Annotated in this window: 14 protein-coding genes, 2 tRNA genes and 1 pseudogene; 5 read left to right on the top strand and 12 right to left on the bottom strand. The window is 70.7% G+C overall.

All coding sequences use genetic code 11. From position 1 onward, the window contains the following. Nucleotides 1-2: 2 nt before the first annotated feature. Nucleotides 3-779, bottom strand: coding sequence for a DUF881 domain-containing protein (locus OG904_RS14605; RefSeq protein ID WP_405490978.1), 777 nt, complete (start codon nucleotides 777-779; stop codon nucleotides 3-5). A 91-nt stretch (nucleotides 780-870) separates the two neighbouring features. On the opposite strand from OG904_RS14605, the gene crgA reads away from it, so the two are divergent. Next, the gene (gene crgA / locus OG904_RS14600; RefSeq protein ID WP_399375992.1) at nucleotides 871-1,125 is read left to right on the top strand and encodes a cell division protein CrgA; all 255 of its coding nucleotides are present in this window, start codon (nucleotides 871-873) and stop codon (nucleotides 1,123-1,125) included. Nucleotides 1,126-1,254: 129 nt separating this feature from the next. Here crgA and OG904_RS14595 read toward each other — a convergent pair whose 3' ends face one another. Next, nucleotides 1,255-2,139, bottom strand: coding sequence for a rhomboid family intramembrane serine protease (locus OG904_RS14595; RefSeq protein WP_405490976.1), 885 nt, complete (start codon nucleotides 2,137-2,139; stop codon nucleotides 1,255-1,257). A gap of 153 nt (nucleotides 2,140-2,292) precedes the next feature. Further along, nucleotides 2,293-2,820 carry a peptidylprolyl isomerase gene (locus tag OG904_RS14590; RefSeq protein WP_405498013.1) on the bottom strand — a complete coding sequence of 176 codons (528 nt, stop codon included), beginning with the start codon at nucleotides 2,818-2,820 and terminating at the stop codon, nucleotides 2,293-2,295. A gap of 175 nt (nucleotides 2,821-2,995) precedes the next feature. On the opposite strand from OG904_RS14590, the gene OG904_RS14585 reads away from it, so the two are divergent. Then, nucleotides 2,996-3,769, top strand: a complete 774-nt coding sequence (locus OG904_RS14585; RefSeq protein ID WP_405490974.1) for a DUF5324 family protein — start codon at nucleotides 2,996-2,998, stop codon at nucleotides 3,767-3,769. Nucleotides 3,770-3,873: 104 nt separating this feature from the next. Here OG904_RS14585 and OG904_RS14580 read toward each other — a convergent pair whose 3' ends face one another. Both OG904_RS14580 and OG904_RS14575 read right to left on the bottom strand, forming a co-directional pair. Then, on the bottom strand, nucleotides 3,874-4,365 hold the full coding sequence (locus OG904_RS14580; protein ID WP_405490972.1) for a LysM peptidoglycan-binding domain-containing protein: 492 nt from the start codon (nucleotides 4,363-4,365) through the stop codon (nucleotides 3,874-3,876). 111 nt (nucleotides 4,366-4,476) lie between these two features. Beyond that, complete coding sequence (locus OG904_RS14575; protein ID WP_405490970.1) at nucleotides 4,477-4,956, bottom strand: MarR family winged helix-turn-helix transcriptional regulator; 480 nt, start codon at nucleotides 4,954-4,956, stop codon at nucleotides 4,477-4,479. A 100-nt stretch (nucleotides 4,957-5,056) separates the two neighbouring features. Between OG904_RS14575 and OG904_RS14570 the strand changes: the two genes are divergently transcribed. After that, nucleotides 5,057-6,586: an MFS transporter gene (locus OG904_RS14570; RefSeq protein WP_405490968.1), complete on the top strand. Its 1,530-nt coding sequence runs from the start codon at nucleotides 5,057-5,059 to the stop codon at nucleotides 6,584-6,586. Nucleotides 6,587-6,695: 109 nt separating this feature from the next. Here OG904_RS14570 and OG904_RS14565 read toward each other — a convergent pair whose 3' ends face one another. Both OG904_RS14565 and OG904_RS14560 read right to left on the bottom strand, forming a co-directional pair. Then, nucleotides 6,696-7,517 carry an isocitrate lyase/phosphoenolpyruvate mutase family protein gene (locus tag OG904_RS14565; protein WP_405490966.1) on the bottom strand — a complete coding sequence of 274 codons (822 nt, stop codon included), beginning with the start codon at nucleotides 7,515-7,517 and terminating at the stop codon, nucleotides 6,696-6,698. A 146-nt stretch (nucleotides 7,518-7,663) separates the two neighbouring features. Further along, nucleotides 7,664-7,736 (bottom strand) — tRNA-Ala (locus tag OG904_RS14560). Nucleotides 7,737-7,895: 159 nt separating this feature from the next. On the opposite strand from OG904_RS14560, the gene OG904_RS14555 reads away from it, so the two are divergent. Next, nucleotides 7,896-8,447 carry a DNA-binding protein gene (locus tag OG904_RS14555; protein ID WP_328299751.1) on the top strand — a complete coding sequence of 184 codons (552 nt, stop codon included), beginning with the start codon at nucleotides 7,896-7,898 and terminating at the stop codon, nucleotides 8,445-8,447. A 41-nt stretch (nucleotides 8,448-8,488) separates the two neighbouring features. Next, a complete protein-coding gene (locus OG904_RS14550) occupies nucleotides 8,489-9,778 on the top strand; it encodes a serine/threonine-protein kinase (protein WP_405490964.1) in 1,290 nt (429 codons plus the stop codon). A gap of 82 nt (nucleotides 9,779-9,860) precedes the next feature. Here the strand turns inward: OG904_RS14550 and OG904_RS14545 are convergent. From OG904_RS14545 to OG904_RS14525, 5 genes and pseudogenes are all read right to left on the bottom strand, one after another. Beyond that, nucleotides 9,861-10,690 (bottom strand): annotated as a pseudogene (locus OG904_RS14545) (IS5 family transposase). Nucleotides 10,691-10,761: 71 nt separating this feature from the next. Further along, the gene (locus OG904_RS14540; RefSeq protein ID WP_405490962.1) at nucleotides 10,762-12,087 is read right to left on the bottom strand and encodes a hypothetical protein; all 1,326 of its coding nucleotides are present in this window, start codon (nucleotides 12,085-12,087) and stop codon (nucleotides 10,762-10,764) included. Nucleotides 12,088-12,208: 121 nt separating this feature from the next. Next, nucleotides 12,209-12,343: a DLW-39 family protein gene (locus OG904_RS14535; RefSeq protein ID WP_208809277.1), complete on the bottom strand. Its 135-nt coding sequence runs from the start codon at nucleotides 12,341-12,343 to the stop codon at nucleotides 12,209-12,211. A gap of 145 nt (nucleotides 12,344-12,488) precedes the next feature. Continuing rightward, a tRNA-Ile gene (locus OG904_RS14530) sits at nucleotides 12,489-12,562 on the bottom strand. Nucleotides 12,563-12,668: 106 nt separating this feature from the next. Beyond that, nucleotides 12,669-13,217 (bottom strand): DUF3566 domain-containing protein, encoded by a 549-nt coding sequence (locus OG904_RS14525; RefSeq protein ID WP_405490960.1) that lies wholly within the window; start codon nucleotides 13,215-13,217, stop codon nucleotides 12,669-12,671. Nucleotides 13,218-13,226: the final 9 nt, after the last annotated feature.

Raw genomic sequence — 13,226 nt, 5'->3', positions numbered from 1 at the left:
GGTCACGGGGTGGCGGACTCCAGCGGCTTCGCATAGTGGAGGTCCACTGTGCCGGAGTAGCCCGGCAGTGTCAGCGCCTTGTGCTCGTCCACTTTCCAGCCGAGCCCGTACGCGTTCACGTACAGCTGGTAGTTCTGCAGCGCCGGGGAGGCGGCGAGGGCCTTCTTCAGCGCGCCGGGGTCGCCGACCGCCGTCACCTTGTACGGGGGCGAGTACACCCGGCCCTGGAGGATCAGGGTGTTGCCGACGCAGCGCACGGCACTGGTGGAGATCAGGCGCTGGTCCATGACCTGGATGCCCTGGGCGCCGCCCTGCCAGAGGGCGTTCACGACGGCCTGGAGGTCCTGCTGGTGGATGACCAGGTCGTTGGGCTGCGGTTCGGGCACGTTGGGGATGCGGGCCGTGGCGTTCGGCGGCGCGTCGTTCAGGGTGACGGTGACGGCCTTGCCGGTGATCTCCTCGGTGCCCGAGGCGGCGCGCAGTGCGGCCAGTTTGGCGTCCTCGGCCTTGGTGCTGCCGTTGTCGCGTTCGGCGAGGGCGTCAACCTGACCGCGTACGGTGGCGGTGCTCCGCTCCAGGTCCAGATTGCTCTGACTGCGCTCGTGGATCAGGTCGGAGAGCTTGAGGAGCGAAGCATCCGTCCGGATGTTCGTACCCTTGGAAGTGTTGAAGCTGGTGACGAAGATCAAGCCGGCCAGGGCGAAAACCGCGGCCGTCAGCAGCCGGACCGGTCTGGCACGGCGACGGGGACCCGCGGAGGAGTCGTCGGAATTGCTCAACGTACCCTTCTCCTTCAACGCCACAGGTCCACTACGCTAACGGACGCCCGGGGCAGGCAAGGTCCCCAGCGCATCGACAGGAGAGCCCCTCGTGCCGAAGTCACGTATCCGCAAGAAGGACGACTACACCCCGCCGCCCACGCGGACGCCGCAGTCGATCAAGCTGACGAACCGCAACTGGGTGGCCCCGGTCATGCTGGCGTTCTTCCTGATCGGCCTGGCGTGGATCGTCGTCTTTTATCTGTCCGAGACCCAGCTTCCCGTCGAAGCTCTCGGCAATTGGAACATTGTGGTCGGTTTCGGCTTCATCGCGGCGGGATTCGGTGTCTCCACGCAGTGGAAGTAGCCCGGCGATAGTCACCCGGTAGGCCCATCACCGCAAGCTCTCCCCATGAGTTATCCACAGCGTCATCCACACCTGAGGAAAAGACAGAAGATCTGTGGATAACTCTGTGGAGAGTTGACGCCGGTGTGATCAGGTGAGTGCGGAAAGTTCGGCCGTCCGGACCACGATCACGGCTCCGGCCAGCAGGAACACCGCCACACAGGTGCCCCACTGGACGAATTTACGATTCCGGGCGCTGTGGCCCGTGGCGGGCCACAGCAGACCCAGCGCGACCAGCGCTCCGGCGACCAGGCCACCGATATGGGCCTGCCACGACACGTTCAGCCCCGGTACGAAGGTCAGCACCAGCATGAACACCGCCATGGTGATCAGCGGGCGCATCTCGTACCGCATCCGGCGGGCCAGCACCACGGTGGCGCCGAGCAGTCCGAAGACGGCCCCGGAGGCACCGAGGGTCGGGACGTTCTGCGGGGTCAGCAGATAGACCAGGGCGCTGCCGCCCAGGGCCGACAGCAAGTACACGGCGAGGTAGCGGGCCCGGCCGAGCGCCTGCTCCAGCGGTCCGCCGATGACCCACAGGGCGAACATGTTGCCGAGGATGTGCAACGGCGCCACGTGCAGGAACGTCGAGGTCAGCAACCGGTAGTACTCGCCCGTGGCCACGCCTTCGACCGGTCCGCCCAGCTGCTCCCGGTACCGGGCGATCAGCTCCAGGTGGATCTCCAGCCCGGGGAGGACGAAAGCCGCGAGGAACACGGCCGCGTTGATCCCGATCAGGATCTTGGTGACCAGGTGCGGATCGGCGGAGACCACCCCGCCCGCGACGGTGCGCGGGACGTTGGCGGCAGGCCCGTGGCCCGTCCCCGAACCTTCACGGACGCACTCGGGGCACTGGAAGCCGACCGAGGCGCTGATCATGCACTCGGGGCAGATCGGCCGCTCGCAGCGCGTGCAGCTGATCCCGGTGTCACGGTCCGGGTGGCGGTAGCAGCCCGGAAGACGGTCGGTGTCCATCGCGGTCCCATCGGTCCCTCGGTCGGCGGCGGGGCGGCGTCGAGGCGGCGGATCCGCCGCGCCCGCCCGGTACGTATCGAGGACGGACGGGCGGGGCCGAAAGGTTCCCCGGCAGTCCTGGGGGCGGCGGGGGGCCGGCGCTGACCGGTCGGGTCAGCGCTTCTCGATCACGACGGACTGGATGATCACGTCGTCGAGGGGGCGTTCGGTGCGCGGGTTGGTGGCGCCGGCGGCGATGCCGTCGACGATCTTCTGGCTGGACCTGTCGGTGATCTCGCCGAAGATGGTGTGCTTGCGCGTCAGCCAGGCGGTGGGGGCGACCGTGATGAAGAACTGCGAGCCGTTGGTTCCCGGGCCGGCGTTCGCCATCGCGAGCAGGTACGGCTTGGTGAAGGCCAGGTCGGGGTGGAACTCGTCCGCGAACTGGTACCCGGGACCGCCCGTGCCGTTGCCGAGCGGGTCTCCGCCCTGGATCATGAACCCGCTGATGACACGGTGGAAGACGGTGCCGTCGTAGAGCGGGTCCGTGGTCTTCTGCCCGTCCGTGGGACGGGTCCACTCGCGGGCGCCGCCGGCGAGCTCCACGAAGTTCCGCACGGTCTTCGGGGCGAAGTTCGGCAGAAGCTCGATCTCGATGTCGCCGTGGTTCGTCTTCAGGGTGGCGTAGAGCTTCTCGGCCACGGATCTGCCTTCCATAGTCATCACTGTCGGTCCCAGATCCTCCCACGGAGGGCCGCGCCGGGCAGAAATCGTCCACCCGTATGCCCTGTCACGCATGCCCGGGGCCGCTATGGCAGGCATGATCCGACAAAGGGTGGAAAGGTGAACCGTGTCCGCCACCGAGGAGGAGGATCCCGTGACCCGCAAGGAAAGCGTGCGACTGGCAGCGACAAGTGCCAGGGAGACGGTTCGGCACGCAGCGGAAGTGGTGGCGCCGTACGCGGAAACCGCCAAGCACACCGCGGTGCATTACGCCCACGAAGCCAATGAACGGCTCGCACCCAAGGTGTCCTACGCGGCGAGCGAGGCTGCCAGACAAGCCCGTACGACCTACGACTGCCACGTCCACCCCCGGATCAAGTCGGCGCGCGCCCACGTCCCGCCGAACGTCGACCGGGCGGCGACCAACGCCGTGAAGCAGACCCGCCTGGTGGCCCGGCAGGCCGCCGACTACACGCAGCCGCGGCTGGAGAGCGCGCTCGCGGCGGCCCAGCCGGTGGCCGAGGAAGCCGCTTCGCGCTCCACGGCGGCCCTGGCGGCGCTGCGCGGCCAGGTGTCGGCCAAGGAGGTCCACAAGCTCGTACGGCGCCAGGAGCGGCGGGCCCGTACGGGCCGGCTGTTCAAGGGCGTCGCGCTGGTCGGCGTACTGGCCGGCGGTGCCTACGCGGCATGGAGGTGGTGGGACCAGCAGTCGAACCCGGACTGGCTCGTCGAGCCCCCGGCGGCCACCGAGCTGTCGGCGCGCGACGAGGAGTCCCCGGCCGGCTTCGACGAAGAGCAGGCGGCCAAGGAGCGCGAGGCGGGGACGGATCCCGCGTCGGGTTCGCTGCCCTCCTCGGCGCTGGAAGCGGAGGCCGAGGCCGTGGAGGACCGGATCGACGCGGAGGACGCGAAGCGCAAGCACCGCTGACGCGAAGCGCGAGCAACCCCTGAGCAGGGGATGGAAGCGGAGCACGAGGGAGGGGCCCGGATCCGAGTCGGATCCGGGCCCCTCCCTCTTCCTCGTTTCCCTGCCTAGCCCGGGAGCGTGAGCTTCATCCCCGGGTGGATCATGTCGGGGTTGGAGCCGATGACGCCCTTGTTCATGGCGTACAGCTCACGCCAGCGGCCTTCGTTGCCGAGCTCCCGGCTGGCGATCGCGGAGAGCGAGTCGCCGGGGCGGACGGTGTACGTGCGCTGCACCTTGGGCGCGGGCTTCGGCGCCGCGGGCACCGCCTTGTGCGCGGCGGAAGCCGGGGTGGGGGTGTGCGGGGCGGGCCGCGCGGCGGGCGCGGGGGCGGGGGCCGCCTTGGGCGGCATGGCCTTCGGGGGCGCCGCTGCCGCCATGCGCTCGGCAGCCGCCTTGGTGGCCGCCGCGGAGTCGGTGTACCGGATCCCGGCGTCGGAGGGCTGGCCCGCAGGGGCCGCCGGCGCAGCAGCGGCCTGCTGCTCCACCTGCTCCTTCGCCTTTTCGGCCGCCTCGCGTTCCTTCTTCTTGTCGGACTTCATGAAGTCGAAGAGTCCCATGTGTACGCCTCCGGCGTGGTTTGCCCCCCTGGGCAGAGTGCCTTTCCCCACTCTCTGCCAGAAGGCGCCGCACGGCCCTGTGACTGGGCCATCCGGGGGACACCGGACTGCTTACTGGCGGGCGCGGCGAGCCGGGCGCGGGCTCTCCGAGGGGGCCTTCAGATCCCCCTCGACCAGCAGGTTCAGTCCACGCAGCAGGGCCTGGCGGTCCGTGTCCGTGAGGGAGGCCAGGGCGTCGGCGTGCACCCGGTCGACGATCGCGCTGCTCTTCTCGGCGAGGGCCGCGCCCCGCTCGGTGACGGCGATGACGCGGGCCCGGCGGTCCGTGCCGGACGGGCGCCGCTCGGCCAGTCCGGCCTTCTCCAGGGCGTCGACGGTGACGACCATCGTCGTCTTGTCCATGCCCCCGATCTCGGCGAGCTGGATCTGGGTCCGCTCCTCGCCCAGCGCGTGCACGAGGACGCAGTGCATCCGGGCCGTGAGCCCGATCTCGTCGAGGGCCGCTGCCATCCGGGTGCGCAGGACGTGGCTGGTGTGGTCCAGGAGGAAGGAGAGGTCCGGCTCGGTCTGGGCGGGCGCCATGGCAGTCATGCCGCCAGTCTAGCAATTCGATCCCCAACAGATCGTCTGCAACAAAACTATCTGGTACGGTCTCACTAAATCAGCCGTCGACCACCGACTGGAGAGACAGATGCCTGCCGCTTCCGCTCCCGCTCCGGCTCCCACTCCCGCTCCCGCCTCGGCTCCCACTCCGGCTTCGGCTCCCGCCGCCGCGACCGAACTCCACGGATCCGCCTCCACCGGCGGCGTCCCGGCCGCACCGCGCGGTCTGCGTTCCCGCTGGGCCGCCCTCGGAGTGCTGTCCACCGGCATGCTGATGACCGTCCTCGACGGCAGCATCGTCACCGTCGCGATGCCCGCCATCCAGGACGACCTGGGGTTCACCCCCGCCGGACTCAGCTGGGTCGTCAACGCCTACCTGATCGCCTTCGGCAGCCTGCTGCTCCTCACGGGCCGGCTCGGCGACCTCATCGGCCGCAAGCGGATGTTCCTGGCCGGGACCGGGGTCTTCACAGGAGCCTCGCTGCTCGCCGGGTTCGCCGGCTCCCCCGAGCTGCTGATCGCCGCCCGCTTCCTGCAGGGCCTCGGCAGTGCCATGGCCTCCGCCGTCAGCCTGGGCATCCTGGTCACGCTGTTCACCGAACCCCGGCAGCGCGCCAAGGCCATCGCCGTCTTCTCCTTCACCGGAGCGGCCGGGGCCTCACTGGGGCAGGTGCTCGGCGGGGTCCTGACCGACGCCCTCGACTGGCACTGGATCTTCTTCATCAACCTGCCCATAGGCCTCGCAGCCCTCGCGCTGGCCCTCCCGGCGCTCCCCGCCGACCGGGGACTGGGCCTGCGTGCCGGAGCCGACGTGCTCGGCGCCGTCCTGGTCACCGCCGGTCTGATGCTCGGCATCTCCTCCGTGGTCGAGGCCGAGCGCTACGGCTGGTCCTCCGCGCACACCCTCGGGTTCGTGGCGCTCTCGCTGGCCCTCCTCGCCGGCTTCGCCGTCCGCCAGGCCAAGGCCCGCACCCCGCTGGTCCCGCTGCGGATCTTCCGCTCCCCCACCGTGACCGGCGCGAACCTGGTCCAGATGCTGATGGTCGCCGCGCTGTTCTCCTTCCAGATCCTGGTCGCCCTCTACCTCCAGAACGTGCTCGGCTACGGAGCCTCCGCCACGGGCCTGGCGATGCTCCCGGCGGCCGTGGTCATCGGCGCGGTCTCGCTCTTCGCCTCGGCCCCGCTCAACGCCCGCTTCGGCGAACGGCGCGTACTCCTGGCCGGACTCGCCCTGCTCGTGGCGGCCCTGGGCCTGCTGACCCGGCTCCCGGTCCGGGCCGACTACGTCACCGACCTGCTCCCCGTGATGCTGCTGGCCGCCGGCTTCGGCCTGGCCCTGCCCGCCCTCACCGCGCTCGGCATGTCCGGCTCCGACGAGCGGGACGCGGGACTCGCCTCGGGCCTGTTCAACACCACCCAGCAGATCGGCGCGGCCCTCGGGGTCGCCGTCCTCTCCACCCTGGCGGCCTCCCGAACCGACTCCCTGCTCGGCACGGGGCACGGTCACGCCGAGTCCCTGACCTCCGGCTACCACCTGGCCTTCGGGATCGGAGCGGGCCTGCTGATCACGGCGCTCGCGGTCACCGCGGTCCTGCTGCGGACCGGCCGCCGCCCGTAACGTCCGATGCGTCCGATGTTTCACGTGAAACATCGGACGCATCGGACGCGGACGGACGCGGACGGGGACAGGCGGGGACGTTGGCGGGGCCGGGAGACCCGGCCTGCCCCTACTTCACGAAGAGACCGTTGAGGGTGCCGTAGTCCAGCACCGAGCCGCCGAGCGCCTCGTAGGTGCCCTGCTCCAGCACCTCGACGGCCACGGCACGGGCAGCCGTGTACGCCGCCTGCGCCACCCCGGTCCCGACGCTGACCCGGCGCACCCCGGCCTTCGCCAGCTCGGCGACGGACGGACCGCCCGGGCCCGCCATCGCGTTGACCGGCAGCGGGCCCCGGGCGATCTCACCCAGGGCTTCCAGGTCCAGCAGACCCGGCACGAAGATCCCGTCGGCGCCCGCGGCAGCGTAGGCCTCGACCCGTGCGAGCACGTCGGACAGCCGGCCCGATTCCTCGCCGATCCCGAACAGGAAGACATCCGTACGGGCGTTGATCACCAGCTCCGGCAGCCCGGCCCCGGCCGCCGCGGCACGGGCGGCGCGGATCCGCTCAGCCTGCTCCGACGCCGTGTGGAGCGTGCCGTCGCCCGCCTTCGAGTCCTCCAGGTTGATGCCGACGGCCCCCAGCGCCACGACCTCGCGCACGGTGGCCGCGACGTCCTCGTAGCCGCCCTCGATGTCCACGGTGACCGGCACGTCCACGGCCGCCACGATGCGCGCGGCCGCCTCCAGCATCTCCGCCCTCGTCGCGTGCTGCCCGTCCCCGCGCCCGATGGACCAGGCCACGCCCCCGCTGGTGGTGGCGATCGCCGACGCCCCGGCCGCCTCGATCACCGCCGCGCTCCCCGCGTCCCAGGCATTGGGCAGAACGAGCAGGCCCCCGCCCAACGCCCGCAGCCGCAGGGCCTTCTCGGTGCTCTTCGCTTCCACGCTCATCCGAAGTCTCCTCAGCCTTGGCCTTGCTGAATGATCGTCACACCGACCTACACCCCAGAGGCTAACGCGACGAGCACGCACGGCCCAGAACGCGACAAAAGACCCCCCTGACTGCGTTTCCGCAGGTCAGGGGGGTCTTATGAATGTGGAGCCTAGGAGATTCGAACTCCTGACATCTGCCTTGCAAAGGCAGCGCTCTACCAACTGAGCTAAGGCCCCGGATCCGGACGCGGCTGTACCCCCGGCGGGGAGGACCGTTCCTTAGGACAGAGTACCGGGTGTACCCCCTCATCCCGCAAAATGATAGGGACTCCCGCCCCGCGACCACTCTCCGTAAGATGCTCGCGAGGTTCGCACCAGCGAAGGGGAGTAGTAAGAGTGGACGCAGTACAGCAAGAGGCTACGGCCAGAGCCAGAGAACTTCAGCGCAGTTGGTACGGGGAGCCCCTCGGCGCGCTCTTCCGCCGGCTCATAGATGACCTCGGCTTGAACCAGGCTCGCCTCGCTGCCGTCCTCGGGCTGTCGGCCCCGATGCTGTCCCAGCTGATGAGCGGGCAGCGGGCAAAGATCGGCAACCCCGCCGTGGTCCAGCGGGTGCAGGCTCTCCAGGATCTGGCCGGCCAGGTGGCCGACGGGAGCGTCAGCGCGGCAGAGGCGACCGACCGGATGGACGAGATCAAGAAGACCCAGGGAGGTTCCGTCCTCAGCAACAGCACCAGCCAGGCCGCCACCGGTTCCGGCGCACCCACCGTCAAGCGCGTCGTGCGCGAGATCCAGTCGCTGCTGCGCTCGGTCTCCGCGGCCGGCGACATCATCGACGCGGCGGACACCCTCGCCCCCAGCCACCCGGAACTGGCAGAGTTCCTCCGGGTGTACGGAGCGGGCCGCACGTCCGACGCGGTCGCGCACTACGAGGCCCACCAGAACTGACACGCGACTGACGCGGCTGACGACGGGGGACGGGCGCAGCAATGGGTGAGATCTTCGCCGGCCGGTACGAGCTGATCGATCCGATCGGACGTGGCGGCGCCGGCGCCGTATGGCGAGCCTGGGACCACCGGCGCCGCCGGTACGTCGCAGCGAAGGTCCTCCTGCAGAGCGATGCCCACACCCTGCTGCGGTTCGTCCGCGAGCAGGCGCTGCGGATCGATCACCCGCACGTACTGGCCCCGGCCAGCTGGGCGGCGGACGACGACAAGGTCCTGTTCACCATGGACCTCGTCGCCGGCGGTTCACTCGCCCATGTGATCGGGGACTACGGGGCCCTGCCGCCCCGGTTCGTGTGCACGCTGCTCGACCAGCTCCTGTCGGGGCTGGCGGCGGTGCATGCGGAGGGTGTCGTCCACCGCGACATCAAGCCGGCCAACATCCTGATGGAGGCCACTGGAACCGGGCGGCCGCACCTGCGGCTGTCCGACTTCGGGATCGCCATGCGCAAGGGCGAGCCCCGGCTGACCGAGACCGCCTACGTGGTCGGCACGCCGGGCTATCTCGCGCCCGAACAACTCCTCGGTTCGGAGCCGGACTTCACCGCCGACCTGTTCGCGGTCGGACTGGTCGGCCTCTACCTCCTGCAGGGGCGCAAGCCCGACTCCCAGGCCCTCGTGGAGCGTTTCCTCACCCACGGCACCCCCGGCGCCCCTGAGGGCGTTCCCGCACCGCTGTGGGACGTCCTGGCCGCGTTGCTCCAGCCGGACCCCCAGAGCAGGTTCAAGACGGCCACGGGGGCGCGCAAGGCCCTCGCCGGGGCCGTGGAGCTGCTGCCGCCGCCCGGCCCGGACGAGGATCCGGTCGAGGTGTTCGACCAACTGGGCCCGGTGCCGACCGGTTTCACCCCCCGGGCCGCGCAGGAAGCCCCGCGGGGAACACCGTACGAAGCCCCGTACGAAGCGCCGCCCGCAGGCCCGTACGAAGCCCCGCCCGGACGCCCGTACGAAGCCCCGTCCGGAGGCCCGTACCAGGCCACCGTGCCCACGCGGCCCGCGGGCACCCCGGCCCCGGTCACCGCACCCGCGCCCGCCCCCGCCGGGGTCTTCGGGCCCTCGGAGACGGGCAGCTTCCACCTCCCGCCGCCCCTCCCCGCCACCACTCCGACGGTCCCGACCGCCCCCACGGCCCCGTATCCGCAGCCGCAGCCACAGCCGCCCGCGAAGGCCCGTACGGGTTCCGTCCCGCCGCCGTCCGCGAAGGCCACCGCCGGGATCCTCCTCGCCGCCATGCTCTGCTTCGCCGCCGGGGTCTGGGCCCTGACGCAGCTCTAGGGCCCAGCTCCAGGGCGCAGCTCCAGGGCCCCACCCCAGGAACCGACCCCAGGAACCGGCCCTAGGGGTTGTCGTCAAAGTGTCACGCCCACATCAGGAGCGATGCGAGGGTGACGGCTGCTTGGTAGGACTGGGCGGTCTTGTCGTACCTGGTCGCGATGCCGCGCCACTGCTTGAGCCGGTTGAAGCACCGTTCCACCACGTTGCGGCGCTTGTAGACCTGCTTGTCGAAGGCTGGCGGCCGGCCTCCGCGGCTGCCTCGCCGGGTCCGGTTGCGGACCTGGTCGGACCGTTCCGGGATCGTGTGCGTGACGCCGTGGCGCCGCAGCCAAGTACGGATGGCCTTCGAGCTGTAGCCCTTGTCGCCGAGGACGTGGTCGGGCCTGACGCGCGGTCGACCCGGCCCGATCCGGGGCACCCGTATCGCGTCCATCACGGCGGTGAACTGGGTGCAGTCGTTGGTGTTCCCGCCGGTCAGGACGAACGCCAGGGGGCGGCCCGTCGCGTCGCAGGCCAGATGGATCTTGCTGGTCAGTCCGCCGCGGGATCTGCCGATGGCCGGGCTGCGGAGCCCCCTTTTCGGGCCCCGGCCGCATGCTGGTGGGCACGGACAACGGTGGAGTCCACCGACACGAGCCACTCGATGTCGCCTGCCGCGTCCGCTTGCGCCTGCGCGGCCTGGAGCATCCGCTCGAAGGTTCCGTCAGCCGCCCACCTGCGGAAACGGGTGTGGAGGCTGGCCCACGACCCGTACCGGTCGGGCACGTCCCGCCAGGCGACCCCGGTCCGGAACTTCCACACGATCCCGTTCAGAATCGTCCGGTCGTCCAGCCGCGGCCGCCCCAACACGGGCCGAGGCAGCAACGGCTGCACAAGTGCCCACTCAGCGTCCGACAGTTCATGGCGACGTATCACCCCACCATGATCCACAACGCAAGACCACTTTGACGACAGGCTCTAGGAACCGGCCCTAGGAACCGGCCCTAGGAGCCGGCCCGCCGCCGGGCCAGCAGGATCCAGCCGCCCAGCACGAGCAGCAGCAGCGTCCCGCCGCCGAAGCCGGCGCCCGCCACCACCCGCATCACCGACCGGTTCGCGGCGGCGTCCGCGGCCTCCACGGCCGTGGTCCCCTCCTTCGCGGCGGTGCGGTCCCCGGCCCCGACCCCGAATCCGGCGGCCGTGGGGCTCTCCGCGTAGCCGGGGCCCTTGCCGGCCCCGCCGATGACCTCCACGCGCAGGGTCAGCGGCACGGGCACCGCGTCCTCGGTGAACTCCCCGACCTTCTTCGCCATGGTCACCGCTACGTAGTACCAGCCGGCCACCCGGACCGGCTCCACCTTGCGGTCGCCGGAGAAGCGGTTCTCGTAGGCCACCGGCGGGGTCCTCGGCAGGGCGACGCCCGCCTGCTTCCCGTCGTAGGAGGTGTCCTCGGAGGCGGCCAGCGCCCGGTACGGCGTGTACAGCGAGACGGTGAGCCCGGAGGCGGCCGAGCCGTACTCCTTCGTCGGCCTGGCGGCGGAGAGTTCGGCCCCCAGGCCGAGCTGCTGCCCCCAGTCGAGCGGCACCCGGTAGTAGCGGGTCTGGCCGGGCCGCAGGTCGTCGCTCCACACCCCGGTGCCCAGGGCCCGCGCGTCGTTGAAGCCGGTCCCGCCGGTCCGCGGCGCCGCATCGGTGCCCGGCAGGGTCGGCGAGGCCGACGGCCAGACGCTGGGCGCGGTGGTGGGAGCGCTGCCGCCGCCGAGTCCCGGTTCGCGCTGGACCCGCAGTTCGAGGGGCCAGGCGGCCCGGTCCGCGTCCTTGGCGGCGTTGCGGGTGACCTTGACGTAGTAGGTGCCGGCCTCCTGGCAGCCCGCGTCCTCCTGGAGCTGGCGGTACCCCACGGCGCTCAGCGGGACGGGGTCGTAACCGAAGCCCGCCCGGCCGGGATTGCCCGGGCAGTAGCGGTTCTCGGTGTTCAGGACCTCCACCTCGACGCCGTCGCTATAGCCGACCTTGGCGTCCCGGGGCGGTTGCAGCACCGCGGAGACGTACACGGTGGAACGGTCGTCGAGGTAGAGCCGGTAGTAGCGCTCCCCCGGCGCGATCGAGTCCTTGTAGAACGATCCGGCGTCCAGCTGCGGCGCACCGGCCGTGGAGGGCTTCCCCTCGACCGGCTTCGCACCGTCCGCACCCCGGTAGGAGGGCAGCGGCTGCGGGGTCCCCGCGGTCCCCGCCGCGCCGGCGGCCCCCGGCAGGGACACGAGCAGCCCCAGGGCCGCCACCGCCGCGGCCGCAACAGGCCTCCGTACCCTCCGCGGTACCCGCCCCATCACACACTCCCCCGGATTTGCCAGCGCAAGCCAAAACTTTGCATACCGCAACTTTTCGTCACAGAGCAGCACAAAGCCCCGACCGCAGCGGCAGTCGGGGCTCTGAGATCAACCTCGGGTCTCACACACCAGAACCGGAAGGCACGGAGTCAGTTGCCTCCGTCCACAGGTCCTGCTCGGCGCGGTCCGCCTGGATCTGGCGGTACACGAGGAGCCCGCCGATGGCGGCCAGTGCGACCAGGAGCAGCTTCTTCACCGCGCGACCTCGTCTTTCGTTGACGTAGGGGACTTCTGGCGCCCAACAATACACACCGACCGATACCGATCGGTGACCTGCCCGGAACCCAACTGGCCCAACGACAAAGACCCCCAGGCCATGGGCCTGAGGGTCTTCGACACTGTGGGGCTAACAGGATTTGAACCTGTGGCCTCATCCTTATCAGGGATGCGCTCTAACCAACTGAGCTATAGCCCCATCCGCGCTGCGCGCTGACTTCTGAAGGTTAGCGCACAGACCCGGTGACTCCAAAATCGGTTCCCGTGACCCGTCTGCGCAGGTCACCAGCCCGTCTCCGGAAGCTCTACTCGTCCTCGGCGAGCGTCAGCTCCACACCGCCGACGAAGCCCGCCGACAGGTTGTAGATGAACGCGCCCAGGGTCGCCAGCGCCGTCATGAGCACCACGTCGATCACCGAGATCACCGACGTGAAGATCAGAACGCGCGGCAGCGACAGGAAGCTCTGGAGGTCGAAGCCGTTGCTCTCGTTCGAGCCGGTCGCCTCGCTGATCGTGCCGCCGACGCTGGAGAAGATGCCCATGGCGTCCATGACCATCCACAGCACCACCGACGCCACGATCGTGCACACGCCCAGCGCGATCGACAGCAGGAAGCTGACCTTCATCACCGACCACGGGTCGGCCTTGGCCACCCTGAGCCGCGCCTTGCGCGTCCTGGGCGCCGTACGGGCCCCCGTGCGCGGCTTGCGCTGCGCTCCGGGGTCCCCGGCCCCCCGCGGCGCCCCGGGGCCCGGGGGCACCGAGTACGCCTGCGGCGGGTGGTAGGGCTGCTGAGGGCCGGCCTGCGGCGGCTGGTGCGGCTGCGGCGGCTGGGCTCCTCGGGTGTCCGTCACGGTTCCCCC

Source organism: Streptomyces sp. NBC_00096 (assembly GCF_045041305.1).
Classification (GTDB): Bacteria; Actinomycetota; Actinomycetes; order Streptomycetales; family Streptomycetaceae; genus Streptomyces.
This window is presented reverse-complemented; position numbering and strand designations above follow the sequence as displayed.